The sequence below is a fragment of the Trueperella bernardiae genome, assembly GCF_030246965.1.
In the GTDB taxonomy this organism is placed as follows: domain Bacteria; phylum Actinomycetota; class Actinomycetes; order Actinomycetales; family Actinomycetaceae; genus Trueperella; species Trueperella bernardiae.
On the sequence record NZ_CP127099.1, the window covers coordinates 500720 to 525048 of the forward strand.

The 24329-nt window shown below is 66.0% G+C and carries 16 protein-coding genes; 14 read left to right on the forward strand and 2 right to left on the reverse strand.

Annotated features, from left to right (window positions below; translation table 11 throughout):
• Positions 1-44: 44 nt before the first annotated feature.
• From pcrA to QPC17_RS02410, 7 genes are all read left to right on the forward strand, one after another.
• A complete protein-coding gene (gene pcrA, locus QPC17_RS02380) occupies positions 45-2585 on the forward strand; it encodes a DNA helicase PcrA (RefSeq protein WP_285347424.1) in 2541 nt (846 codons plus the stop codon).
• Positions 2582-4579 carry an acyltransferase family protein gene (locus tag QPC17_RS02385; protein ID WP_082661206.1) on the forward strand — a complete coding sequence of 666 codons (1998 nt, stop codon included), beginning with the start codon at positions 2582-2584 and terminating at the stop codon, positions 4577-4579. The genes pcrA and QPC17_RS02385 overlap by 4 nt, the downstream gene beginning before the upstream one ends.
• A 106-nt stretch (positions 4580-4685) precedes the next feature.
• On the forward strand, positions 4686-5858 hold the full coding sequence (gene sucC, locus QPC17_RS02390) for an ADP-forming succinate--CoA ligase subunit beta (RefSeq protein ID WP_062613887.1): 1173 nt from the start codon (positions 4686-4688) through the stop codon (positions 5856-5858).
• 9 nt (positions 5859-5867) lie between these two features.
• Positions 5868-6785: a succinate--CoA ligase subunit alpha gene (sucD, locus tag QPC17_RS02395; RefSeq protein WP_068538493.1), complete on the forward strand. Its 918-nt coding sequence runs from the start codon at positions 5868-5870 to the stop codon at positions 6783-6785.
• Positions 6786-6943: 158 nt separating this feature from the next.
• Positions 6944-8362, forward strand: coding sequence for a cell division protein PerM (locus tag QPC17_RS02400; RefSeq protein ID WP_070447299.1), 1419 nt, complete (start codon positions 6944-6946; stop codon positions 8360-8362).
• A 41-nt stretch (positions 8363-8403) separates the two neighbouring features.
• A complete protein-coding gene (gene purH / locus QPC17_RS02405) occupies positions 8404-9933 on the forward strand; it encodes a bifunctional phosphoribosylaminoimidazolecarboxamide formyltransferase/IMP cyclohydrolase (RefSeq protein ID WP_285347425.1) in 1530 nt (509 codons plus the stop codon).
• 57 nt (positions 9934-9990) lie between these two features.
• Complete coding sequence (locus QPC17_RS02410) at positions 9991-10272, forward strand: hypothetical protein (RefSeq protein WP_062613891.1); 282 nt, start codon at positions 9991-9993, stop codon at positions 10270-10272.
• 28 nt (positions 10273-10300) lie between these two features.
• On the opposite strand, the gene QPC17_RS02415 is transcribed toward QPC17_RS02410, so the two are convergent.
• A complete protein-coding gene (locus tag QPC17_RS02415) occupies positions 10301-12502 on the reverse strand; it encodes a 6-phosphofructokinase (protein ID WP_285347426.1) in 2202 nt (733 codons plus the stop codon).
• A 168-nt stretch (positions 12503-12670) separates the two neighbouring features.
• Between QPC17_RS02415 and pgi the strand changes: the two genes are divergently transcribed.
• On the forward strand, positions 12671-14323 hold the full coding sequence (gene pgi / locus QPC17_RS02420; protein ID WP_070444974.1) for a glucose-6-phosphate isomerase: 1653 nt from the start codon (positions 12671-12673) through the stop codon (positions 14321-14323).
• 364 nt (positions 14324-14687) lie between these two features.
• On the opposite strand, the gene QPC17_RS02425 is transcribed toward pgi, so the two are convergent.
• A complete protein-coding gene (locus tag QPC17_RS02425; protein WP_068538488.1) occupies positions 14688-15329 on the reverse strand; it encodes a DUF4352 domain-containing protein in 642 nt (213 codons plus the stop codon).
• A 138-nt stretch (positions 15330-15467) separates the two neighbouring features.
• On the opposite strand from QPC17_RS02425, the gene QPC17_RS02430 reads away from it, so the two are divergent.
• The 6 genes from QPC17_RS02430 to caiA all read left to right on the forward strand — a co-directional run bounded on the left by QPC17_RS02430 (position 15468) and on the right by caiA (position 24326).
• Positions 15468-18695 carry a DEAD/DEAH box helicase gene (locus QPC17_RS02430; protein WP_210382910.1) on the forward strand — a complete coding sequence of 1076 codons (3228 nt, stop codon included), beginning with the start codon at positions 15468-15470 and terminating at the stop codon, positions 18693-18695.
• Between the two features lie 98 nt (positions 18696-18793).
• Complete coding sequence (locus tag QPC17_RS02435) at positions 18794-19786, forward strand: malate dehydrogenase (protein WP_062613895.1); 993 nt, start codon at positions 18794-18796, stop codon at positions 19784-19786.
• Positions 19787-19914: 128 nt separating this feature from the next.
• On the forward strand, positions 19915-20523 hold the full coding sequence (locus tag QPC17_RS02440; protein ID WP_285347427.1) for a sugar O-acetyltransferase: 609 nt from the start codon (positions 19915-19917) through the stop codon (positions 20521-20523).
• 300 nt (positions 20524-20823) lie between these two features.
• Positions 20824-22203, forward strand: coding sequence for an MFS transporter (locus tag QPC17_RS02445; RefSeq protein WP_062613897.1), 1380 nt, complete (start codon positions 20824-20826; stop codon positions 22201-22203).
• 6 nt (positions 22204-22209) lie between these two features.
• Positions 22210-23187 carry an acetyl esterase gene (gene aes, locus QPC17_RS02450; protein WP_062613898.1) on the forward strand — a complete coding sequence of 326 codons (978 nt, stop codon included), beginning with the start codon at positions 22210-22212 and terminating at the stop codon, positions 23185-23187.
• Between the two features lie 5 nt (positions 23188-23192).
• Positions 23193-24326: a crotonobetainyl-CoA dehydrogenase gene (caiA, locus tag QPC17_RS02455; RefSeq protein ID WP_070444971.1), complete on the forward strand. Its 1134-nt coding sequence runs from the start codon at positions 23193-23195 to the stop codon at positions 24324-24326.
• Positions 24327-24329: the final 3 nt, after the last annotated feature.

The following is a 24329-nucleotide window of genomic DNA, read 5'->3' on the forward strand; positions in this document are numbered from 1 at the left end:
TCAATTAAGCTGAAGTCGTTATGTCTGATGCTTATCAAAACGCTATGGAGCGCCTGCGAGCCCGTGTCGCGGCAGCGCAGGAAGCCAATGATGTCCGCCGTCCGGTAGCCGCGCCTCCCGGGCTGATCGCCCCTACTACCGAGGATCCGCTACTCGCGGGGCTGAATCCCCAGCAACGCGAAGCGGTGGTGCATGAGGGCGGGCACTTGCTCGTGGTGGCAGGTGCGGGCTCGGGCAAGACGCGGGTGCTCACCACCCGCATCTCGCACTTGATTTCGTCGGGGAAGGTGCGTCCGTGGGAGATCCTCGCGATCACGTTCACGAACAAGGCGGCGAAGGAGATGCGCGAGCGTCTGGAGGCGATGATCGGCCCGTCGGCCACGCGGATGTGGATCTCCACCTTCCATTCGGCGTGCGTGCGGATTTTGCGCGCGGAGCACGAGGCGCTGGGGATGCGCTCCACGTTCACGATTTACGACGCGGCGGATTCGAACCGGCTGATGACCATGGTGGCGCGCGAGGAGAACATTGACACGAAGCAGTTCCCGGCGAAGAAGCTACTGCGCCAGGTGTCGGACTTGAAGAATGAGATGGTCACGGCGTGGGAATTCGAGCGGCGCAACCTGAACCGGGACGAGCGGGTCCTCGCCCAGGCTTACGCCGGCTATCAGCGTCGGCTCACGGCGGCGAACGCGGTGGATTTCGATGACCTCATCATGCTCACGGTCAACCTGTTGCGCGATAACCCGGCGATTGCCGAGTACTACCGGCGGCGTTTCCGCCACATTCTGGTGGACGAATACCAGGATACGAATGTGGCCCAGTACGAACTGATCCGCGTGCTTGTGGGGGATGAGGGGGACGATCCGCACGGGGAGCTGACCGTGGTGGGGGACGCGGACCAGTCGATCTACGCCTTCCGTGGCGCCACCATCCGCAATATTCAGGACTTCGAGCAGGACTTCCCGAACGCCACCTCGATCCTGCTCGAGCAGAACTATCGTTCCACGCAGAACATCCTGTCGGCTGCGAACGCGGTGATCGCGAACAATGCCGGGCGGCGGCCGAAGCGGCTGTGGACGGATTCGGGTAGCGGGGAGAAGATTGTGGGCTACGTGGCCGACGCGGAGTCGGATGAGGCCTCCTTCATCGTGGAGGAGATCGACTCGCTACGCGGCAAGGGCTACACCTACGGCCAGGTGGCCGTGTTCTATCGTACGAACGCTCAGTCGCGGGCGCTGGAGGAAATGTTCGTCCGCTCGGGTATCCCGTACAAGGTGGTGGGCGGCACCAAGTTCTACGAGCGCAAGGAGATCAAGGACGCGATCGCCTACCTCCACGCGATCGCCAACCCGGATGATACGGTCTCGATCCGCCGTATCCTCAACGAGCCGCGGCGCGGGTTGGGGGTGAAGGCGGAGGACGCGGTGGCGGCACACGCCGCCCGCTTTGGGATCTCGTTCGGAGCGGCGCTTGCCGACGTCGCCCACCCCGATTCCGCCCTCGAGGCTGGGCGCGCGCCCGTGGAGGGCCTGCAGGCGCGGGCCATCAACGCGATGCGGGAGTTCGCGCTCATGCTCGAGGAGATCCGCGCGAAGGCGGAGGCGGGTGCGGCGCCGGCGGACGTGCTCGATGAGGTGATGGACCGCTCCGGGTATTTGGCGACGTTGCAGAAGTCGAATGACCCGCAGGACGAGGTGCGGGTGGAGAACCTGGCCGAGTTCCACTCCGTGGCCTCCGATTTCCTCGTGGTCAATGAGGGCGGCACGCTCGGCGATTTCCTCGACCAGGTCTCGCTTGTGGCTGACTCGGACCAGATTCCGGATGAGGACGGGGGCGAGGGGGAGGTCATCCTCATGACCGTTCACACCGCTAAGGGTCTGGAGTTCCCGGTCGTGTTTGTCACGGGTATGGAGGACGGCACGTTCCCGCACATCCGCGCGATGAACTCGCCCGAGGAGCTAGAGGAGGAGCGTCGGCTGGCCTATGTGGCGTTCACGCGCGCCCGCCAGCGTCTGTACGTCACCCGCGCGGGGGCGCGCTCGCAGTGGGGCGCGCCCCAGGAGCTACCGGCCTCGCGCTTCTTGGAGGAGATCCCGGAGGGCGTGATCGAGTGGCGGCGGGACGAATCGGCCATGCAGACCTTGCGCCACGGTACCGGCTGGGGGAATGGCTGGTCCGGCTCGCGGCGCACTTCGCGCTACTCCGATTCTTTCGATGACGACTTCGCCCCGGCTTTCGGCGCCGGCGACGGGCGCGCGTTCGTGCCCGGAAAGTTCGGCCAGGAGAGCGGAGTGGGGCAGGGCGGAGGCACGACGACGTCGGGCGCGGCTGGCTCGGCAGGCGCGGCTGGCGCTGGCGGGGCGGACCGGCAGGCCGATGCCGGTCAGGCGCCGAGCTCGAGCGACGTGCCTGAGACGGGCGGGCTGGCCGTGGGCGACACGGTCCGCCACAAGTCCTTCGGGGTCGGCAGGATCATCGCGTTCGAGGGCAAGGGCAGGTCCACGATTGCGAAGGTGACGTTCAAGTCGGGGCCCACCAAGCGCCTCATGTTGCGCTTCGCACCACTGGAGAAGGTCTCATGAGTTACGGATTGCATACCCCTCGCCCCGCGCACGATGCGAGGCAAGCCTCTGAGCCGCCGGGGACCGGGCGGGGTGCGGATCGAGGGGCTGGGCGCGGGCGCGCCTCCGGCGGTCCGCGGCCGGCGTCGGCCGCGGACCTCGGCTCGTCCATGTCCGACCACGGCGGCTACATTCCCGGCCTGGACGGCGTGCGCGCTCTGGCGGTGACGGCGGTCATCGCCTACCACTTGTTCCCCGGCTTGGTCAGGGGCGGATTCCTGGGCGTGGACGTGTTCTTCGTCCTATCCGGCTTCCTTATTACCACCCTGCTCCTGCGCGAGGACCGGAAGAATAACTACATCAACCTCAAAGCCTTCTGGCAGCGCCGCTTGCGGCGCCTCATCCCTGCGCTCGTGGCCCTCATCCTCGTGGTGGTGCCGGTCGCGCTCGCGATCAACAGGGACCTGCTGGTGGGTGTGCGGCGCCAGGTGCTTGGCGCCCTGACCTTCTCCACGAACTGGCTGGAGATTGCCCACGGCTCCTCTTATTTCGACCAGACCACGCCCAACCTATTCAAAAACTTCTGGTCGTTGGCGATAGAGGAACAGTTCTACCTATTCTGGCCGCTGCTCATGCTGGTGGTCCTGGCGCTACTGCCCGGCTGGCGGTCGCGCGTCGCCCTCGCGGCCGGGTTGGCCCTCGGATCGGCCGGGCTCATGATGGTGCTCTACAACGGCACCAACGCCACCACGGTCTACTACGGCACTCACACCCACCTGTTCGGGATCGCGATCGGCATCGGGTTGGCGTTCCTGTGGGCGGACGGGAGCCTGCTCGGGCGAGCCCACTGGCGCCAGTTCTCCGCCTGGTACGGGTGGGCGGCCCTCGCCCTGCTCCTCGTCTTCATGCTGATCTTGCCGGACACCGGGCCGTGGGCCTACGTGGGCGGGATGTTCCTCGCCTCCCTACTGGCGGTGGTGCTCATCGCCTCCATGCTCGTTCCGGGCTCCGTGCTGGCGATGATGGGCGAATGGCGCGTGCCGCGCTGGATCGGCACGCGCTCCTACGGCCTGTACCTGTGGCACTGGCCGGTCCTCGTGATGGTCGGGGTTGCCTACCCGGTGGCCTTCGGGTCGGTGGCCTACCTGCTACGTTCTTTGGTCGCGGTGGCCCTCACCGCCGCGATCTGCGAGGTCTCCTACCGCTACCTCGAGACCCCGGTGCGCAAGCGGGGCATCCGTGCATCGTTGGCATGGGCCTATGGTGAGGTGTGGCAGACGGTAGCAGGGAAGGTGGGCGCCGGTGTCGTGGCGATCGCGCTCGTGGCGACGGGTGTGGGGCTGGTGGTCGCGCCGGCGAAGAGCCAGACCCAGCTCACGATCGAGCAAAATGAGGACACGACGATTGGGGAGGGCATGACGCCGCAGGCGGACGTCCCGCTCAACCCTGCGGAAACCTCGCTCTCGCCGACGCTCGACACCTCGATGCCCACGTGGCCGGAAGTTACCGCGATTGGGGACTCGATGGTGGCGGCCTCGAAGACGGGCCTGGAGTACGCGATGCCGGGCATCACGTTCCTGGCGCGCTCGAACCTGAAGTGGTCCGAGGCGCTCGGGGTGGTGCAGGCGGGGCTCGCGGACGGCTCGATCGGACGCGTCGTCATCCTCCACTACGGCACGAACGCGGGCGTGTCGGATGCGGACGTGGTGCGCGCCGTCATCCAGGCGCTCGGCCCGGACCGAATGGTCCTGTTAGTCAACCTGTATTCGCCTTCCACGTTCATCGACTCCTCGAACGAGGCGCTGGCTGAGGTGGCCGGGGAGTACCCCAACGTCATGTTGGTCGATTGGCACAAGGCGGCCTCCGAGAACCCGAACCTGCTGCAGGTGGACGCCACGCATACCTCGATCGAGGGCGCGAATTTTTATGGCAACCTCATGAAGGAATCCATAGAGAAGTTTTCCGCGGAACTGACGCTCGGGAAGGGAGCCGCGCTCGCCGAGCTAGGGAAGTAGGAAAGTACGCCAAATAGTGAGCGGCGGAGAAGATATTTCGCTATGCTCAAAGAGATGTCTCGGCGTCGAGACAATCGGGGACGTTCGCCAAGCGAAAGGACACTTCGTGGATCTCTACGAGTACCAGGCACGCGACCTTTTTGCCAAGCACGGAGTGCCCGTGTTGGCGGGCAGAGTTGCGGCAACATCGGATGAAGCATTTGAAGCGGCGACGGAGCTGCTCAAGGACGGCGACCTGGTGGTCGTCAAGGCACAGGTCAAGACGGGCGGCCGCGGCAAGGCGGGCGGCGTGAAGCTCGCGCGCAGCGCGGAAGAGGCCAGGGAGAAGGCCGAGGAGATCCTCGGCATGGACATCAAGGGCCACACCGTTCACCGCGTCCTCATCGCGTCGGGCGCGGACATTGCCGAGGAGTACTACTTCTCCATCCTCCTCGACCGCTCCGAGCGGCGTTACCTCGCCATGTGCTCGGTCGAGGGCGGCATGGAGATCGAGCAGCTCGCGGCGGAGCGCCCCGAGGCGCTCGCGAAGGTCCCGGTCAACCCGAACGTTGGTGTGGATGCGGCCAAGGCGCGTGAGATCGTGGACGCGGCCGGCTTCTCGGAGGAACTCAAGGGGGCGGTAGCCGACGTCATCGTCAAACTCGGCGAGGTCTACGCGGGCGAGGACGCCACGCTCGTGGAGGTCAACCCTCTGGTCAGGACCACGGACGGTCAAATCATCGCGCTCGACGGCAAAGTGACCGTGGATGACAACGCCCGCTTCCGCCAGCCCGAGCACGAGGCGCTCGTGGACAAGCAGACCGAGAACCCGCTCGAGGCCAAGGCGAAGGCCCTCGGCCTCAACTACGTCAAACTCGAGGGCGGCTCGGTGGGCATCATCGGCAACGGCGCGGGCCTGGTGATGTCCACGCTCGACGTCGTCGCCTACGCGGGCGAAAAGTTCGGCGTGGGCCCGGCGAACTTCCTCGACATCGGCGGCGGCGCGGATGCCACCGTCATGTCGAACGGCCTGGACGTGATCCTCGGAGACCCGGATGTGAAGTCGGTGTTCGTCAACGTCTTCGGTGGCATCACGGCATGCGACCAGGTGGCCACCGGCATCGTCAAGGCGCTCGAGATCCTCGGGGACGCGGCCACCAAGCCGATCGTTGTGCGCCTCGATGGCAACAACGTGGCGGAAGGCCGGGCGATCCTCAACGAGGCGAACCACCCACTGGTGACTTTAGTGGACACGATGGATGGAGCCGCCGTCAAGGCGGCCGAGCTGGCAGCGAAGTAGGGGAGCAACGTGGCTATTTTTCTTGATAAGTCAGACAAGATTATCGTCCAGGGCATGACCGGCTCGGAGGGGCAGAAGCACACGCGCCGCATGCTCGGCGCGGGGACCCAGATTGTGGCCGGCACGAACCCGCGCAAGGCGGGCACGTCCGTGGACTTTGAGGTCACGCCGATCGGGTACGGTGCCGAGGAGCGCCAGGCCGGCACGGTCTCCATCCCGGTCTACGGCACGGTGGCGGAGGCGAAGGAGGCCACGGGTGCCGAGGTGTCGGTCATCTTCGTGCCCCCGGCGTTTGCCAAGGCGGCTGTGATCGAGGCGGTCGACGCCGGCATGCGCCTGGTTGTCATCATCACCGAGGGCATCGCCGTGAAGGATAGCGCGGAGTTCTTTACCTACGCCCACGAGCGCGGCGTGCAGCTCATCGGCCCGAACTGCCCGGGCATCATCACGCCGGGCCAGTCGAACGTGGGCATCACGCCCCCGGATATCACGGGCCCGGGCAAGATCGGCCTGGTGTCGAAGTCCGGCACGCTGACCTACCAGATGATGTACGAGCTGTCCGACATCGGCTTCAGCACCTGCATCGGCATCGGCGGCGACCCGATCATCGGCACCACCCACATCGACGCGCTGAAGGCCTTCGAGGAGGACCCGGAGACCGAGCTGATCGTGATGATTGGCGAGATCGGCGGCGACGCCGAGGAGCGCGCGGCGGCCTACATCAAGGAGCACGTGACCAAGCCTGTCGTGGGCTACGTTGCCGGCTTCACGGCCCCCGAGGGCAAGACGATGGGCCACGCGGGCGCGATCGTCTCCGGCTCGGCGGGCACTGCGCAGGCGAAGAAGGAGGCCCTTGAGGCCGTAGGCGTCAAGGTGGGTAAGACCCCCACGGAGACGGCGAACCTGGCGCGCGAGCTGCTGAAGTAGCGCGTAGCTTTTTCGTGGGGCCGGCCGGGGCGGATGCCTCGGCCGGCCGCTGGCTTGCGGCGTGTGGGCCGGCCTTGTCATTCGCCCGAGTAGGCCAAGTGGGCAACACGCCCGGCCCACGTGGCGCACGCCCCGAAACTTCGCGCAACGATGGAAGGGTGAAGACCATTGACCTTTCCCGCGAACTGACCGTCGCCCGCGGTGCGATCGCCCCGCTGGCCTTCGGCTGGCTGGCGATGGCCGTGATCGCCACGGTGTTTTACACGCTGACGGCCTCGGCACCCACGTTGGGTGAGACGACGTGGCACGACGTGGCGCGCATGGGCACCGGGTGGTGGATGACCACGCTCGGCGGCCAGACTGAGATCCAGGGCGTGGCGATCTCGCTCATGCCCACGCTTATGACGCTCATCATGGTCTATGCGAGCGTGGCGGTATTTCGGCGTCGGCTGGTGGCGCGTTGGGGCGAGGTGGCTGCCGCGGCGATTGCGCAGGCGGCCGTGGTGGCGCTCATCGGTGTGGCCGTCCGGCCCGAAGGTGTGTGGTGGCCGGCGATTATCGGCGGGGCGATCATGGGTGGCGTCACGGCTGCCTGGGCCGGGCGCGATGAGCTTCTGGTCTGGCCGTGGCTCGCGCGGGCCCTTCCTCGCACAGGCGTGTTCCTGGGCGTGCTCGCGGTGCTCACGACGGCGACCGTGGCGGTCGCGTTCGTCGGCGGCTGGTCGCGCATGACCCAGATTCACGGTTACTACCTGACAGGCGCCGTGGGCACGGCCGGGCTTCTCCTCGTCCAGCTGGCCTACCTTCCCACGGCGTTTATTTGGGCGCTGGCGTGGCTGCTCGGCCCGGGGTTTTCCGTGGGGCAGGGCACGCACTTTTCGGTGCTGGGCGTGGAGTCGGCGCCGCTGCCGGCAATTCCGCTACTGGGTGCGCTGCCGTCGGTGGGGGATGGGTACCCGTGGATGCTCGGCGTCCTCGCGGCGATCTTCTTGATCGTGGGGGCGGTGGTCACGCGGCGGGAGAAGAAGTCGCTCCCAGCTTCCTTGCTTGATTCGGCCCTCGCGGCGCTGATCGGTGCCTTCGTGGTGGCGGCCCTCGCGGCGATGGGTACGGGCGCGATCGGCCCGGAGCGGCTGGCGCAGACCGGCCCCGTGCCGCCGGTGATGTTCGGCATGGCCCTGCTCGTGCTTGGCCTGCCCTACCTCCTGGGCGCGCTCGTTCATCCCCAGACACTCACCTTCCTGCGGGCCCGCAGCGAGGCGACCGCCGAATGGGCATCCGACCGCCGCCAGGCCGTCAAGGACCGCGCTGAGGAGCGCGCGGCCGAGCGGGCTGAGGACGATGAGCGTGCCGGGCAGGACGAGCTTTCCGGCGACGACGGCGTTGCCGCGAACACGGAAGAGCGCAACGAGCCTGCAAACCCACCGGCCGTCGAGGGCAGTGAAGCCGAGCCCGCCCAGACGGAAGCCGAGCCGAACGCCACTGAGGGCGAGGACGCGCCGACCAGCTCAGACGTCGCCGTATCGGAAGGTGAGACAGAAAGTGCTCTAGGAGTGGACGGCTCCGAGCGGGACTAGGGGGCGTCGATAGGCTGAAGCCATCGACTCAAGGAGGTTTCATGGCCCGCGCCCTGATTTCAGTCTCGGACAAGAGCGGCATTGCGCAGTTCGCCCAGGTGTTGCAGCAGGCAGGATATGACCTGATTTCCACTGGTTCAACCGCGAAGGCGATCGCGGAGCTCGGGCTGCCCGTCACGCCCGTGGAGAAGGTGACCGGCTTCCCCGAGATTTTCGACGGCCGGGTCAAGACCCTCAACCCCTTCATCCACGGCGGCATCCTCGCACGCCGGGGCACCGATGACGAGGTGATGGCGGAGCTGGGGATCGAGGCGATCGACGTCGTGGTCGTGAACCTGTACCCGTTCGTGCAGACCGTGGCCTCGGGCGCCGCGCCTGAGGAGTGCGTAGAGCAGATCGACATCGGCGGGCCGGCTCTCATCCGCGCGGCCGCGAAGAATCATCGAGACGTGGCCGTGGTGACCGACCCGGCCCAGTACGCGCGCGTAGCCGAGGAGCTTGCCGCCGGCGGGCTGACGGTCGAGTTCAAGCGCGAGCTCGCGGCCGTCGCCTTCGCCCACACCGCCGCCTACGATTCGGCGATCGCGGCGTGGTTCGCCGGCCAGGCCGGGGCGAATGCCCTTCCCGCCGAGCTCGCCCCGCGCTGGACCAAGGCCGCCGACCTCCGCTACGGCGAGAACCCGCACCAGGCCGCCGCGCTCTACGAGGACGCAAGCGGCGCCGGGCTCGCCCACGCCACCCAGCTGGGCGGCAAGCCGATGAGCTTCAACAACTACCAGGACACCGAGGCCGCCCTGCGCGCCGCCTACGACCACCCCGAGCCGGCTGTGGCGATCGTCAAGCACGCTAACCCGTGCGGTGTGGCGATTGCCGACGACGTCGCCGCCGCTCACGCCCGCGCTCACGCCTGCGACCCGCTCTCGGCCTACGGCGGCGTGGTGGCCGCGAATCGACCGGTGACGGCCGCGATGGCGGAACAGCTGGGGCCGATCTTCACAGAGGTGGTGGCGGCGCCCGACTTTGATCCCGACGCCCTCGCCCTGCTCCAGACCAAGAAGAACCTGCGCATCCTGCGCGTGGCGCCGACCGAGGGCGGGCTGGATATCCGCCCGATCAGCGGCGGCGCGGTGGTCCAGGAGCGCGACACGCTAGGTGAACGCGACCAGATCGTCAGCTGGGAGCTTGTGGCGGGAGAGCCCGCCGACGCCGAAACCGCGGCCGACCTCGAGTTCGCCTGGCGCTCAGTGCGCTGCGTGAAGTCCAATGCGATCCTGCTGGCGCGCGAGGGTGCGACGGTGGGCGTGGGCATGGGCCAGGTCAACCGGGTCGACTCGTGCAAGCTGGCCGTCGAGCGCGCCAACACCCTCGGGGACGGGGAGCGGGCGCGTGGCGCGGTGGCGGCGTCGGACGCGTTCTTCCCCTTCGCCGACGGCTTCGAGGTACTGGCCAAGGCCGGCGTCCGTGCCGTGGTCCAGCCCGGCGGCTCGATCCGTGACGAGGAGGTCATCGCGGCGGCGAAGGCTGCCGGGGTGACGATGTACCTCACGGGCACGCGTCACTTCGCGCACTGAGTCCGCGTCTCGTCCGGCGGCTAGAGTATGATCGTCACGCGAGCCGAAGGGAGAGACATGGACAAGTACGCCGGCGGTAAGTTCCCGCCCGCCATCGTCTACGTGCTCCTTGTGGCATGGGTGGGCGCGATCATCGCCACTGGCTTCCTGCTCGACGTGCAGCGGGCGGTTTATGCGCTCAGCGCCTCGTGCGTGGCGATCGCCGTGGCCCGCGTAACGCTCCCGGACGGAGCGGTACCGCGCGTGCGGTCCAAGGCACACGACGCCACCATCTTGTGCCTGTGCGCCGCGGCCCTGTTCATGCTGGCCGCGTGGGGAAACACGCCGCCGGTCCTGTAGGCCGAAGCCCGGACCAGCGGCGCGCTAGTTAGGACTCCGCCCCGTCGATGACGATCGGCAACTGGGCCAGCTCCAGATCGGCCGTGGGGTCGGACACGACGTAGAGGACTTCCTTCAGCGGGTGCCACCAGGGCTCGAAGGGGAGGCGGTCTTCCATGTCGATGAGCTCGTCCATGTGTGCCACCGGCTGGGCTTCGATGTGCCCGTCCACCATGCCTACATGGTAGGAGCTGCCCTTGCCGGCAAGCTCCCGATCTAGCACGGTCATCGCAGTGTTGACCAGACGAACTGCGAGAGTGCGGTCGAACGGTGAGGGGTTGCCGCCCTGCTGGGCGTGGCCAATGAGGAGCGAGCGCACGTCGAACAGGTCCCCGCCCTCTTCTTCGAAGATGTTGGCCAGGACGTCGGCGTTGTAGTACTCCGAAGCGTCCTCGTTGCGCACCACCAAGTAGAGCTGGCGGCCGGCCTCGAAGGAGCGGATCATCTTCTGCGTGTCGGCGGCGAGTTGGCTGAGCGTGATCCCGTCCTCGTAGAGGTAGACCTGCTCGGCGCCCGTCGTGAGCGCGGACATGAGGGCGAGGTAGCCGCACTTGCGGCCCATTGTCTCCACCACGAAGCAGCGCCGGGAGGCGGAGGCGGACTGGCGGATGCGGTCGATCGTCTCCGTGTTCCAGTTCAGCGCCGTGTCGGTGCCGATCGAGAATTCAGAGCCGGGCAAATTATTGTCGATCGATGCGGGCACCAGCACAATCGGGATCTTGAACGCCGGGTATCGTGAGGATTCCTTGTGCATCTCGTAGACCATCTTGTAGCCCTTGAAACCGCCGATGACGATCAGGCCGTCCAGCTGCGCGTTCTCGATCGCGCGGCCGAGGGCGTAGTACTGGTCGACGTCGGGGATCGTGCGCCGGGTGCCAAGCTCGGCGCCGCCGTCCTCGGCCCACCCTTCGACGTCGTGCCACTTGAGCTCACGAATCCTGCCGTCCACGAGGCCCGGGAAGCCGCCCTCGATGCCGAGCATGGTGTAGCCGCGGTCGATGCCGAACTTCACGGCGGCGCGCGCCGCCGGGTTCATGCCGGGCGCGAGGCCGCCGGCGTGGAGGATGCCGATGCGCTTGGAACCCTCCGGGCGCTCGGGGGCCACGGGAGAGGAGAGTGTGGCAAAGAGGTCGATCATCTCCTGGTAGTGGTTGCCGCGCGAGGTCACGGCGGCGTCCCAGTCGCCAGATGAGAGATGTTCCTTGACGGCGCGCGTGTTCTGGATCGCCTGCATCATGGGCAGACGGACGATCTTGTTGCGCCGGGTGCCGATGATGACGGGTTCGGTCTCCTGGGTGGCGTGGACCAGGTCCCAGGCTGCGGTGTAGCCGAGCAGGGTGGGCATCCAGCGGTCGTAGGCCGAGGGAGTGCCGCCGCGCTGGACGTGGCCGAGCGAAGTGATGCGTGGGTCTTCGCCCATGCGATCCTTGATCGCGGTGCGAACGTCCTCCGCTGTGATCTTGTTGCCGGCGCGGTCGGAGGCTCCTTCGGCGACGACGATCAGCGAGTCGCGCCGGCCGTTCTCGCGGCCCAGGCGCAACTTCTCCGCCAGCTCATCCTCCCAGCCGTCGGCCGGGGGAAGCTCGGGGATGAAGACGTAGTCGCAGCCGCCGGCGATGGCGGACATGAGGGCGAGGTAGCCGCAGCGTCGGCCCATGACCTCGATGATGAACGTGCGCTGGTGGGAGGCCGCCGTCGCCGCAATCGCGTCGATCGCTTCGATGATGCGGGTGAGGGCCGAGTCGGTGCCCACGGTCATGTCGGTCCCCACCAGGTCGTTGTCGATCGAGCCGACGACGCCGGAAATGAGCAGCTTCGCGTGGCGCTGGCCCTCCTCTTCCGACACCGCCCCTTCGGCCACGAGCTCAGCCAGCAGCTCGGGCCAGAGCTCGCGCAGCTCGTCCGCGCCCGTCAGCGTGCCGTCCCCGCCCATGATGACCAGGCGGTCGATACCGTTCTTCACGAAGTTGTACACGGCCTTCTTCATGCCCGAGCGCTCGCGGAACTCGTCGCAGCGCGCGGTGCCGATGGCGGTGCCGCCCCTGTTGATGGTGGAGGAGACGTCCGACCACCCCATCTTCTTGATCAGATGCCCGCCCTCGACGGGGCCGCGCCAGCCTTCGAGGAATGCGTAGGGCGTGGCGCCGAGCTGGAGCGCGGTGCGAACAACGGCGCGAACCGTCGCGTTCATGCCCTGTGCATCACCACCCGAAGTCAGGATTCCTATCTTCACTTCCGGGGCGCTTGTGTTGCTATCCACGACATCTCCTTCACATTTGCGTCACGCCCAATTCTGTCATATTTGCCCCGGCGCGATTGGGTAGAATGGGGGCACTTGTTAGCTTTCAGGAGGAGAGTTATGACAGCGCCGATTGATGCAACTGCGACGCCCGCGTGGGCTCGCCTGACCGACCTTGAGGCGGGCCTCAACGTCGATTTCCGCGCGTGGTTTAAGGATGAAACCCGTGCGAAGAATTTCACTTTCCAGGCCGCGGATCTGTACGTGGACCTGTCGAAGACCTTCCTTACCGATGAAGTCAAGGCCGCGCTCCTGGAGCTGGCTGACCAAGTGAACCTGGCCGAGCGTCGTGACGCGATGCTCAGTGGCGAGCGAATCAACGTCACCGAGAACCGCGCAGTCCTGCACACCGCCCTGCGCCGCGAGAAGGGTGAGGAGGTAGATGTGGACGGGCGCAACGTCGTCGACGACGTCCACGAGGTCCTCGAGCGCGTGTTCGACTTCGCGGACAAGGTGCGTAGCGGTGAGTGGACGGGCGTCACGGGTAAGAGGATCGAGACCGTGGTCAACGTCGGCATCGGCGGCTCGGACCTGGGCCCGGTCATGGCGTACGAGGCGCTCAAGCCGTACGTGAAGGACGGGCTGGAGTGCCGCTTCATTTCGAACATTGACCCCACGGACGTGGGGGAGACCCTCAAGGGGCTCGACCCGGAGACGACCCTGGTGATCGTCGCGTCCAAGACGTTCACGACGCTCGAAACGCTCACCAACGCCCGCCAGGTGCGTTCCTGGCTGCTCGGCACGCTCGAGGAGCAGGGGGCGCCGACGGACGGCGCCGTGGCCAAGCACTTCGTGGCCGTGTCCACGGCGCTGGACAAGGTCGAGGCCTTCGGGATTGACCCGGTCAACGCCTTCGGCTTCTGGGACTGGGTGGGCGGGCGCTACTCGGTCGACTCGGCCGTGGGCCTGTCGCTAGCGATCGCGCTGGGCCGGGAGTACTTCGAGGACTTCCTGGCCGGCTTCCGTGCGATGGACCGCCACTTTGCGGATGCCCCGGCCGAGCAGAACGTGCCGTTGCTCATGGGCCTGCTCAACGTCTTCTACGTCAACTTCGTGGGCGCCCCCACGCACGCCGTACTGCCCTACTCTCAGTACCTGCACCGCTTCCCGGCCTACCTCCAGCAGCTGACGATGGAGTCGAACGGCAAGCGCGTGCGCTGGGACGGCACGCCGGTCACGTCGGCCACGGGCGAGGTCTTCTGGGGTGAGCCGGGCACGAACGGCCAGCACGCCTTCTACCAGCTCATCCACCAGGGTACGCAGCTCATCCCGGCGGACTTCATTGCGTTTGCCAACCCCACCTTCGACTTCAAGGACGGGGATGCCGACCAGCACGAGCTCTTCCTCGGTAACTTCTTTGGCCAGACCAAGGCGCTCGCCTTCGGCAAGACGGCCGACGAGGTCCGCGCGGAGGGCGTAGCCGAGGAGTTGGTGACCGCGAAGGTCTTCCCGGGCAACAAGCCCACCGCGTCGATTATGGCCCCGACCCTGACCCCGTCAGTGCTTGGCCAGCTCATCGCGCTGTACGAGCACATCACGTTCGTCCAGGGCATCGTGTGGGGTATCGACTCCTTCGACCAGTGGGGCGTGGAGCTCGGCAAGGCGATGGCCAAGGAGCTGACCAGCGCCGTTGAGGGCGACGAGGCGGCGATCGCTGCCGAGGATTCCTCGACCCGCGGCCTCATCGAGTACTACCGGGCGCACCGAAAGTAGAACGTCACCGATCGGGGTGCCCGCCGGCTCGCCGGCGGGCACTTTCGCTTCAGGTCGCAAGCGCAGGCGCCAGGCTACCAGTCACTGTTTCACACCAGCCACAATCGGCCCACCCGTCGCATCTGTCACGGCTCGGGCCGTGCCGCGGGACCGGAGCGTTCCGCGGATTTGAATTTACTGGACGATTCCGGGCCGATCTTCATATATGAGGAGATCGGCCCGGAATCGTCCAAAATATTTTAATCTGCCTAAGCCGGTGAGGGTGATGTACCCAAAGGGCACGGTCCCCGGCTGAGCGTTTGCTCGGACCCGCGGGATCGTGCCCCTTTCGCAGCGGTGAAGGCGCTGGTCGCCGCGTCGTCGTTTAGCTGAGTGCGACCTCGACGTCCTTGCCAAGGAAGCCTGCTTCGAGGAGAACCTTCGTCGGGGTGCTGTCTGCCGGAATGTCAAAGACGAACTTGCCGGACAGCGTGTTGCCCGGATTGATCTCGTCCAAACCCCACGAGCCTTCGATGTGAAGTGCAGCTTCGCTCGAGTAGGAGTGCTCGCGGCCCTGCTCGTCGATGAGCTTCATAGAGTCGGTAAAGAACCTCTCGGCTTTGTTGCCGTTGTTGAGGATGGACGCGCTCACGATGACGAACTGCCCCTGGGCCTGGGCGCCAAAGTACTCGTTACCGACTTCGGCAATGCCAGGCTCAATGCCTTCAATTGTTACGGTAAAATCGCCGACCTCGACCGGCGTGCCAATGGTCGCAGCGGGCTCCTCGGGGGTGGTCGTCTCCTCCGGTTCGGCGGACTTCGTTTCCTCTTCTTCGGCCTCGGCGGTGTCCTTAGCAGGATTGTCCGTTTTTTCGGACGCGGTGGTGGCGGGGGCGGTCTCCGGAGAGTCACTCGAGCACCCCGTGAGGATCGCGGTGAAGCCGAGAACAAAAAGGGCGATGATAGCGGTCAGAATCTTGTACTGACCGATCCATGAGCGCTGCGTGTTGGCGATTGTGCTAGTCATGGTTGTCCGATCTATTAGTGCGAAATAACGTCAGAATAAGCTAAGCAGGTCTCCCCCCCCCGCAAGCCGAAAACGGAACTCAACAGGGACTTGCGCCCGCGGGCCCGCGATTGCGGGCCCGGCTGCTAACCTGGTCCAGTGACGAACACCGCTGGATATCACTGGCCGGGGCCGGGCGGCGTCGGCGCGCACCTGACGCCGGGGCTCTACGAGCGGCTCATCGACGCCGAACTGGCCGAAGCACTCGCGGCTTCGGACCTGCGCGCGGTCAGCGGCAAGGTCGATAGCGCAGATGCCCCTCACGTCCTCGCCACCCACCTGGCGGCCCGGATCGAGAGAGCCCTCCAAGCAGCGAAGGGGCGCGAGCGCCTCGAGCTTGCCAATCGCCTCCTCGCGCTCCTCCCGGACGGCAGCGCACTGCAGGAAAGACCCGAGGTGGACCCGAAAAAGGAGCCCTCACCAGACCAGCTCCTATCCCTGTGGCCGGCCGGCTTCGATCAGGCCCCCGGGCGCCCGGAGATCCCACTGGCCGACGTCGCCCTGTTGACGAACGGCCCGCAGGACCCGGGCCTGGCTGCGGAGCTCGTCAAGGAGATGGGCTCGGCCGACCGCATCGACCTCCTTGGTTCGTTCATCAAGTGGACGGGCGTGCGCACGCTCCTTCCCGGTCTGGAGCCCCTCGCCCGCCGCGGCGTCCCCATCCGGGTGCTCACTACCACGTACATCGGCGCCACCGACCGCAAGGCCCTCGACGCGCTCGCCGGGCTTGGCGCCCAGGTGCGGGTTAACTACTTCTCTGCCTCCACGAAGCTGCACGCCAAGGCCTGGATCTTCCACCGCAACTCCGGCTATTCCACGGCTTACATCGGCTCGTCCAACCTCTCGCGTAGCGCGATGACGGACGGCGTGGAGTGGAACGTCCGCGTCTCGCAGGTGGCCACCCCGCACGTGCTCGCCAAGTTCGCGGCGACATTTGAGACGTACTGGTCCTCGCCCGACTACCAGCCCTACGACCCGGCCACCGACTCCGCGCGCCTCGACGAGGCCCTGCGTGACGCGCGCGGGCTGCCCGGCCCGGGCACGACGTCGACCGTCACGGCTTTGACCGTGCGCCCCTACCCGCACCAGCAGCTCATGCTCGAGGACTTGGAGGCTGAGCGCGAGGGCGGGCGCCACGCGAATCTGCTGGTGGCCGCGACGGGCACGGGTAAGACCGTGGTGGCGGCGCTCGATTACGCACGGCTCATTGAGCGCCTGAACGGCGACGGCCGGCGCGTCCTGCCCCGCCTGCTTTTCGTCGCCCACCGCAAGGAGATCCTCCAGCAGGCGCTGCGCACCTATCGCGACGTGCTTAAAGACGGCTCGTTCGGCGAGATGTTCGTGGACGGGCAGCGCCCCGCCCGCGGCGATCACGTCTTCGCCTCGGTGCAGTCTCTGCAGGATCTGTGTGTTTTCGAGCCGGAGCGCTTCGACGTCGTCGTCATTGACGAGTTCCACCACGCGCACGCCGCCTCCTACCGCAAGGTCCTGTCCCATTTCCGCCCCAAGGAGTTGCTTGGTCTGACGGCCACCCCGGAGCGTGGGGATGGGGTGAGCGTGGCGGACGTGTTTTTCGGCGGGCGCATCGCCTCCGAACTGCGGCTGTGGGATGCCCTCGAGGCCGACCTGCTGGTTCCCTTCCATTACTTCGGGATTGCGGATGGCACGGACCTTCGCCGGTTGAGCTTCAGGCGTGGCCAGTACGATCAGGGGGAACTCTCCCGGCTCTACCTGGCCGACCGCGCCCGCGCCGCCAAGATCGTGGAAAACACGCGACAGTACGTGGCGGACGTGGGGCGGATGAAGGCGCTCGGATTCTGCGTCACCGTGGAGCACGCCCACTTCATGGCGGATTACTTCACCGCTTCCGGTATCCCGGCCCTGGCACTTGATGGCGGCTCGAGCCGGGCAGAGCGCGAGGCGGGGCTCGCGGCGCTACGCTCCGGGGAGGTGAAGGCCCTTTTCACGGTCGACCTCTTCAACGAGGGCCTCGACATCCCCGACATCGACACGGTCATCATGGCCCGCCCCACCCAGTCGGCCACGATCTTCCTCCAGCAACTCGGGCGCGGCCTGCGCCGCACGCCCACCAAAGCCGTCCTCACTGTGCTTGACTTCGTGGGCCACCAGCACGCCGACTTCCGCTTCGACGTCAAGTTCCGCGCGCTCACCGGCCTCGGCCGCCGCAAGCTGCGCACCGCTGTCGAGGCCGGCTTCCCCTTCCTCCCAGCCGGCTGCCACATTGAGCTTGACCGCGTCACGCAAGACGAGGTGCTGAAGAACTTGACGCAGACGGTCAAGCTCAGAGCTGCCCAGCTCGTTGCTGACATTCGCGTTCACGCCGGCGATGTCCGCCCCTACACCTTGCGTTCCTACCTTCACGACGCCGACCGCTCGCTTGCCGACATCTACGCGGGCAACCCCACGGCAACTGTGCGGGGGCGCAAGATTCCCCGCACGTGGCAAGCCCTGGCCGGCCTGGCGCTCGGCGGGGGAAAGGAGATCGGGGAGGCGAGCGTGGTCGAGCTCGACTTGCTGCGCCGCATCCGTGCCTTCACCCACGTCAACGACCGCCCGCGCATCGCCGCCTACCGGCGCATCCTCGCGGCGCTTGCGCTTGCGGAGACGCCGGCGGAGGCGGAGGAGGTCCTGGCAGGCCTGGGGGAGAAGGCGGCCTACGCGCCGATGTTGTACTTCTCCCTGTGGCCGACGGGCGACCCCGGCGAGATGGCCGTCAAGTTGTGGGAGGCGGTCCGCTCGGGCGTCTTCCGCGCTGAGCTCGAGCAGGTGCTTGAGGTGCGCGAGGACGCGCTGCGGACCGTGGCGCGCCCGCTTCCGGGCAGGCTCGCCGGCGTGCCGGTGCTCAGCCACGGGCGCTACACGCGCGAGGAGCTACTGGCGGGCTTCGGCGTCGGGACTCAGGACGAAGAAAAGCCGGGCAACGTGCGCGAGGGTGTGAAGTACGTGCGCCACCTCGGGGTGGACATCTTGCTCGTCACGCTGCGCAAGTCCGAGGCCGACTACTCGCCTACCACCCTCTACCGCGACTACGCCCTCACCCCCAACCTCTTCCACTGGGAGTCGCAGTCCACCACGGGCGAAAACTCTCCCACCGGCCAGCGCTACATCACCCACGAAAGCCGGGGGACCGACGTCGTGCTGTTCGTGCGCGAGACGAAGGTGGGCGAGATCGGGACCGAGCCCTACACGTGCCTCGGGAGGGCGCGCTACGTGCGCCACAGCGGCTCGAAGCCGATGGCGATTGAGTGGGAGCTGGACCGGGCAATGCCGGCAATGTTGCTCGCGGCATCCAAGCTTGTCTCCTAGATTCGCTTGGGACATAAGACGGCATTTTGGGAAAGCCAGCGGGTAGAATTGGGACTGTGCGCGCACGGGCGCGTGAATCCAATGAAGGAGTTATCTACATGGCAAAGTCTCCAGTTACCGTTACCGTCACCGGCGCAGCTGGCAACATCGGCTACGCGCTGCTCTTCCGCATCGCGTCGGGCGCGCTGCTCGGCAATGACGTGCCGGTTCGCCTCAACCTCCTCGAGATCCCGCAGGGCCTGAAGGCCGCTGAGGGTACCGCGATGGAGCTTAACGATTCGGCGTTCCCGCTGCTTGAGTCCGTCAACATTTTCGACGACGCGAACAAGGCTTTCGACGGCGCCTCCGTGGGCCTTCTGGTCGGCGCCCGCCCGCGCACCAAGGGTATGGAACGCGCGGATTTGCTCGAGGCGAACGGTGGCATCTTCGGCCCGCAGGGCAAGGCTATCAACGACAACGCGGCTGACGACATCCGCGTGCTCGTGGTGGGCAACCCGGCCAACACCAACGCCGTGATCGCCATGCAGCACGCCCCGGACGTGCCGAAGGAGCGCTTCACCGCCATGATGCGCCTCGACCACAACCGCGCGATCTCCCAGCTCGCTGAGAAGACCGGCGCCCGCGTGGCCGACATCAAGCGCATGACGGTGTGGGGCAACCACTCCGCCGACCAGCACCCGGACGTGTCCTGGGCTACGGTCGATGGCAAGCCGGCCCTCGAGCTCGTTGACCAGGCCTGGCTGGACGAGTACTTCGTGCCCACGGTCGCCAAGCGTGGCGCCGCCATCATCGAGGCCCGCGGCGCGTCCTCGGCCGCCTCGGCCGCGTCCGCCGCGATTGACCACGTCTTTGACTGGGTCAACGGCACACCGGAAGGCGACTGGGTCACCCCGGGCGTCTACTCGGACGGCTCGCACTACGGCGTCCCCGAGGGCCTCATCTTCGGTTTCCCGGCCATCTCCAAGGGCGGCGAGTGGGAGATCGTCGACGGCCTGGAGATCTCCGACGCCACGCGCGTGGGCATCGAGCGCAACATCAAGGCTGCTCAGGAGGAGCTCGACGCGGTTCGTGCTCTCGGCCTGATCAAGTAAGCCACACCCGAAGATGGGCGGCCCTGCGGGGTCGCCCGTTTTCGTATGCCTGCCTACCGGGGGAGGGCCTGTAGGCTGGGCGTGAGGACGATCGGCGTGGCAGGGCCACGCAGCAGAGCGGAGGGAACGTGGACAGGTCCGAGGAACAGTTTGAGCGCATGCGCGCCAGCCAGCTCTACCGCGTGGAGGGCCACGCCTTCGACGTCGCCTTCGAGCGCTCGATGCGCCTTCAAGACGAAATCAACGCCCTGCCCACCGGCGACATGGAGGCGATCGCGGACCTGGCCCGCCAGCTCTTCGGCACGTTCGGCGACGGCGCCGCCATCCGCACCCCCGTCCACTGCGACTACGGCGCCCACACCCACATCGGGGAGGGCGCGTTCATCAACTTCGACTGCGTCTTCCTGGACGTGGCCGATATTGTGATCGGCAAGAACTGCCAGATCGCCACGCGGGTCCAGTTCATCACCGCCGAGCACCCGCTCGAGCCCACCCCACGGCGGGAAGGCTGGGAGTCGGGCCGGCCGATCACGATCGGCGACAACGTGTGGCTCGGCGCCGGCGTCATCGTCCTGCCCGGCGTGACGATCGGGGACAACACGGTGGTGGGCGCCGGTGCGGTGGTCACGAAGGACCTGCCGGCCAACGTTATCGCGGTGGGCACCCCGGCACGCGTGTTGCGCCCGCTTCCGGACGACGTCTCCCCGGCAGAGCTGGTGCCCGAACACTTACTCTAGGGCGAGTATTTCTTACTCGCGTGTGGCCCCGAGTCCGCAACGGATTCGGGGCCACACGCGTGTTTGTCAAATCCTGCCTCCTGGCTTTGCGCCAAGTCTTGAACGCCTCCAATTTGGCTTTATTGCAGGAGTTTCTAGGGGTGGACGGGTTCCGTCCGTAATCCTGGGAGCTTTGGGCCGTTAATCACATTTTTGCTCCCGTAGGGTCGTAGGTACACAGGTCAATCGGTGATTCGTCATCCACCAACAGTGAAGTTGGCCGGAATTATTACCTGCTCCATCGCCTAGAGAGTTGACACAATGAACAAGAAAAACGAAGTACGAGCACAGGACTTGTCCCGCGGGCGGCGGTTCTTCCTCCTGACCCTCGTCTCCATGGGTAGCTCGATCATCTACACCCCTGCCTACCTCAAGAATGTCTTCTACGATCCGCTGATGGAGGCGCTTGACGTCACAAATGCCCAGCTCGGCCAGTTCCTCTCGGCTTACGCGATCACTGCGCTGATCTGCTACTTCCCCTCGGGCGTGATCGCGGACAAGGTGCGCGTGCGCACGCTGTCCTGGGTCGGCTTCATGCTGACAGCGGCACTGACTTTCGTCTACGCCACGTTGCCGTCGGTGGGAACGCTCATGATGGTCTTCGTGGGAATGGGTATCTCGACGATTCTCATCTGGTGGGGTATTCGCTTCAAGCTGGTTCGCCTCATCTCGGAGGAAGAAGAGTACTCGAAGAACATCGGTATTTCCTACGGCCTGTACGGCGCTGCTGGCCTAGCGGTTGGCCTCATCTGCCTTCTGTTTATCAAGTACATCGCCAGTGCCACGGACTCGATGCGGTGGATGCTCATCTTCCTGGGCGTGCTCATCTTTGTGCTCGGCCTTCTGTCTTTCCTCATCCCCAAGTTCGAAGGCGAGATTGCCGACAGCTCTCAGGGATTCAACCTCTCCGAGGTGGGCATGGCGCTGAAGAGCCCCGTGGTGTGGATGGCCGCGGCGATCATGTTCTTCGTGTACTTCTACTACACGGGCGTCACCTACACCACCCCCTACCTCTCCTCGGTTATGGGTGCCTCGATCGGCATCGTCTCGCTCGTGTCAATCGTCCGCCAGTACGGCGTCACCCTCCTGTCCGGCCCGGCCTTCGGCTTCCTTGCCAAGGGCGCGGGTAGCCCGACCCGCGTTATTGGCTGGGGCTCGGTGGTCGCCGTCATCGCCCTCGTGACGATCGCCTTCCTCCCGGCGGGAGCCGCGATGGCTGTCGTCGCCGCAATCATCGCAATCCTGCTCGGCTTCATTGCCAACGGCGTGTTCGGCATCGTTTCCTCGGCACTGACCGAGGGCAAGGTCCCGCTCACGATCTTCGGTACGGCGACGGGCGTCCTGTCGGTGATCGGCTTTGCCCCGGATACGTTCTCCTCCATTTGGTTCGGAGCCCTCATCGATAACAAGGGCAACGATGCCTACGTGGAGATCTTCATGATCCTCGCCGGTGCGGCGATTCTCGCCACCGCGTTCTCTTTCCTCCTCCACTTCTACGTGAAGAAGAACGAGAAGAAGCTTGAGGCCGCCCAGCTGACAGCGGCCGCGGAGGCCCAGGGTATTTCGCTGGAGGAAGCCGCTGACCTGGTCGGCGTCGATGAGGGCGTCGTCGCGGACGCCAGCGAGGACCTCGAGGGCTAGATTGTCATGAAAAGACTCGATGTGCCTGCTCTGTGGAGCAAGGCGATGGGCGCGGCGATTGCCAAGCAGGACCAGATTGCTGCTGGCCTGTACGCACCCGGCCAAACCCTCGCGCAGATGCGGGAAGGGTACCTCACGGAACGCCGGTTCTGGAACGAGGGTGGGCCCGCGATGGCCTCGACCGAGGATGCTGGCATCCCCACGTCGCACGGCGAGGTTGGGGTGCGCATCTACCGGCCCACTGACGGCACGCTCCCCATCATCTTCTACATCCACGGAGGCGGATTCGCCCTCGGCAACCTCGACACCCACGATCGCATTTGCCGCAACATCGCCGACGAAGCGGGCGCGGCCGTCGTCGCGATCGACTACACGCTCTCCCCGGAAGCCAAGTTCCCGCAGGCCATCGAGGAATGCGCGCAGGTGGTCCAATACGTGCGCTCTCACGCCAAGACATGGGACCTCGATAGCGGAGACATCTCCTTCGCTGGCGATTCCGGCGGGGCGAACATGTCGATTGCGACCTACCTCTACCTGCGCGACGTGATGAACGACGCCGGCGGCGTGCGCTGCTTCCTGCTGTACTACGGCTGGTTCGGGCTGAAGGATAGCGTGTCCATCCGCCTCTACGGAGGCGTGTGGGACGGCCTGACGCCGGAGGACTTCTCCATGTACAAGCAGCTGTACATCACGCGCGAGGCCGACCTCGATTCGCCCTACCTCAACATCTTCAACGCCGACCTCGAAGGCCTTCCGCCGGCTTACATCTGCGCAGCGGAGCTCGATCCGCTCCTCGACGACTCGCGGTTGCTGGCAAAGATCTACGAGACGCAGGGCGTGAGCCACGAACTCGAGGTCGTGCCCGGAGTGATCCACGCATTCCTCCACCACGGGCGAATGCTAGATGCGGCACGCCAGGTGATGGCGCATGGCGGCACATTCTTTACATCGATCCCTTCACCAACCCACCCAACTGGAAAGTAGGAACAATGGATTTCTCATTGACAGAAGAACAGCAACTGATGGCCGACACGTTCGTCGAGCTCATGGAGTCGCGCGCATGGGAGACGTACTTCAATGAGTGTGACGAGAACAAGGAATACCCGCAGGAGTGGGTTGAGGCCCTGTGCGAACTCGGCTTCGATCGCATCCTCCTGCCCGAGGAGTACGAGGGGCTTGGGCTCGGCTGGCAGGAGCTGACCGCGGTCTACGAGGCGCTCGGGCGCATGGGCGGCCCCACGTACGTGCTCTACCAGCTGCCGGGCTGGGGCACGATCATCCGCGAGGGCAGTGAGGAACAGAAGGCCACCATGTTCGAGTTCCTCGGCTCTGGCAAGCAGATGCTGAACTACGCCATGACCGAGCCGAGCGCGGGTTCGAACTGGGACGACATGCGGACCACCTACACGCGCCGGGACGGCAAGATCTACCTCAACGGTCACAAGACCTTCCAGACCTCCGGCATGAAGGTTCCCTACCTGGTGGTCATGGCGCGCAACGCAGAGGACATGTCCGTCTACTCGGAGTTCTTCGTCGACATGACGAAGGCCGGGATTACGCGCGAGCCGCTCAAGAAGCTCGGCCTGCGCATGGACTCGCTCGCCGAGGTCTACTTCGACGACGTCGAGCTCGACGAGTCCGACTTCTTCGGCACCGAGGGCGGCGCGTTTAAGCGCGGCGTCCAGGACTTCGATCTCGAGCGTTTCCTCGTGGCCCTGACCAACTACGGCCAGGCCTACTGCGCATTCGAAGACGCGGCCAAGTACGCCAACCAGCGCATCCAGGGCAAGGAAGCCATCGGGCGCACCCAGCTCATCCAGCTGAAGATGGCCGACATGATGATCGCCATCACCAACATGCGCAACATGCTCTACGAAATCGCGTGGAAGCACGACAACGGCCGCCTCGGCCGGGGTGACTGCTCGATGGCCAAGTACTACTGCTCGCAGGCCTCTTCGATGGTCATCGACCAGGCGCTGCAGATCCTGTCCGGAGTTGGCATCACCGGCGAGCACCGCGTCCAGCGTTTCTACCGCGACATCCGCGTGGACCGCGTGTCGGGTGGCACGGACGAGATGATGATCCTCGCCGCCGGCCGCGCCGCTCTCAAGGAATACCGCTAAAGG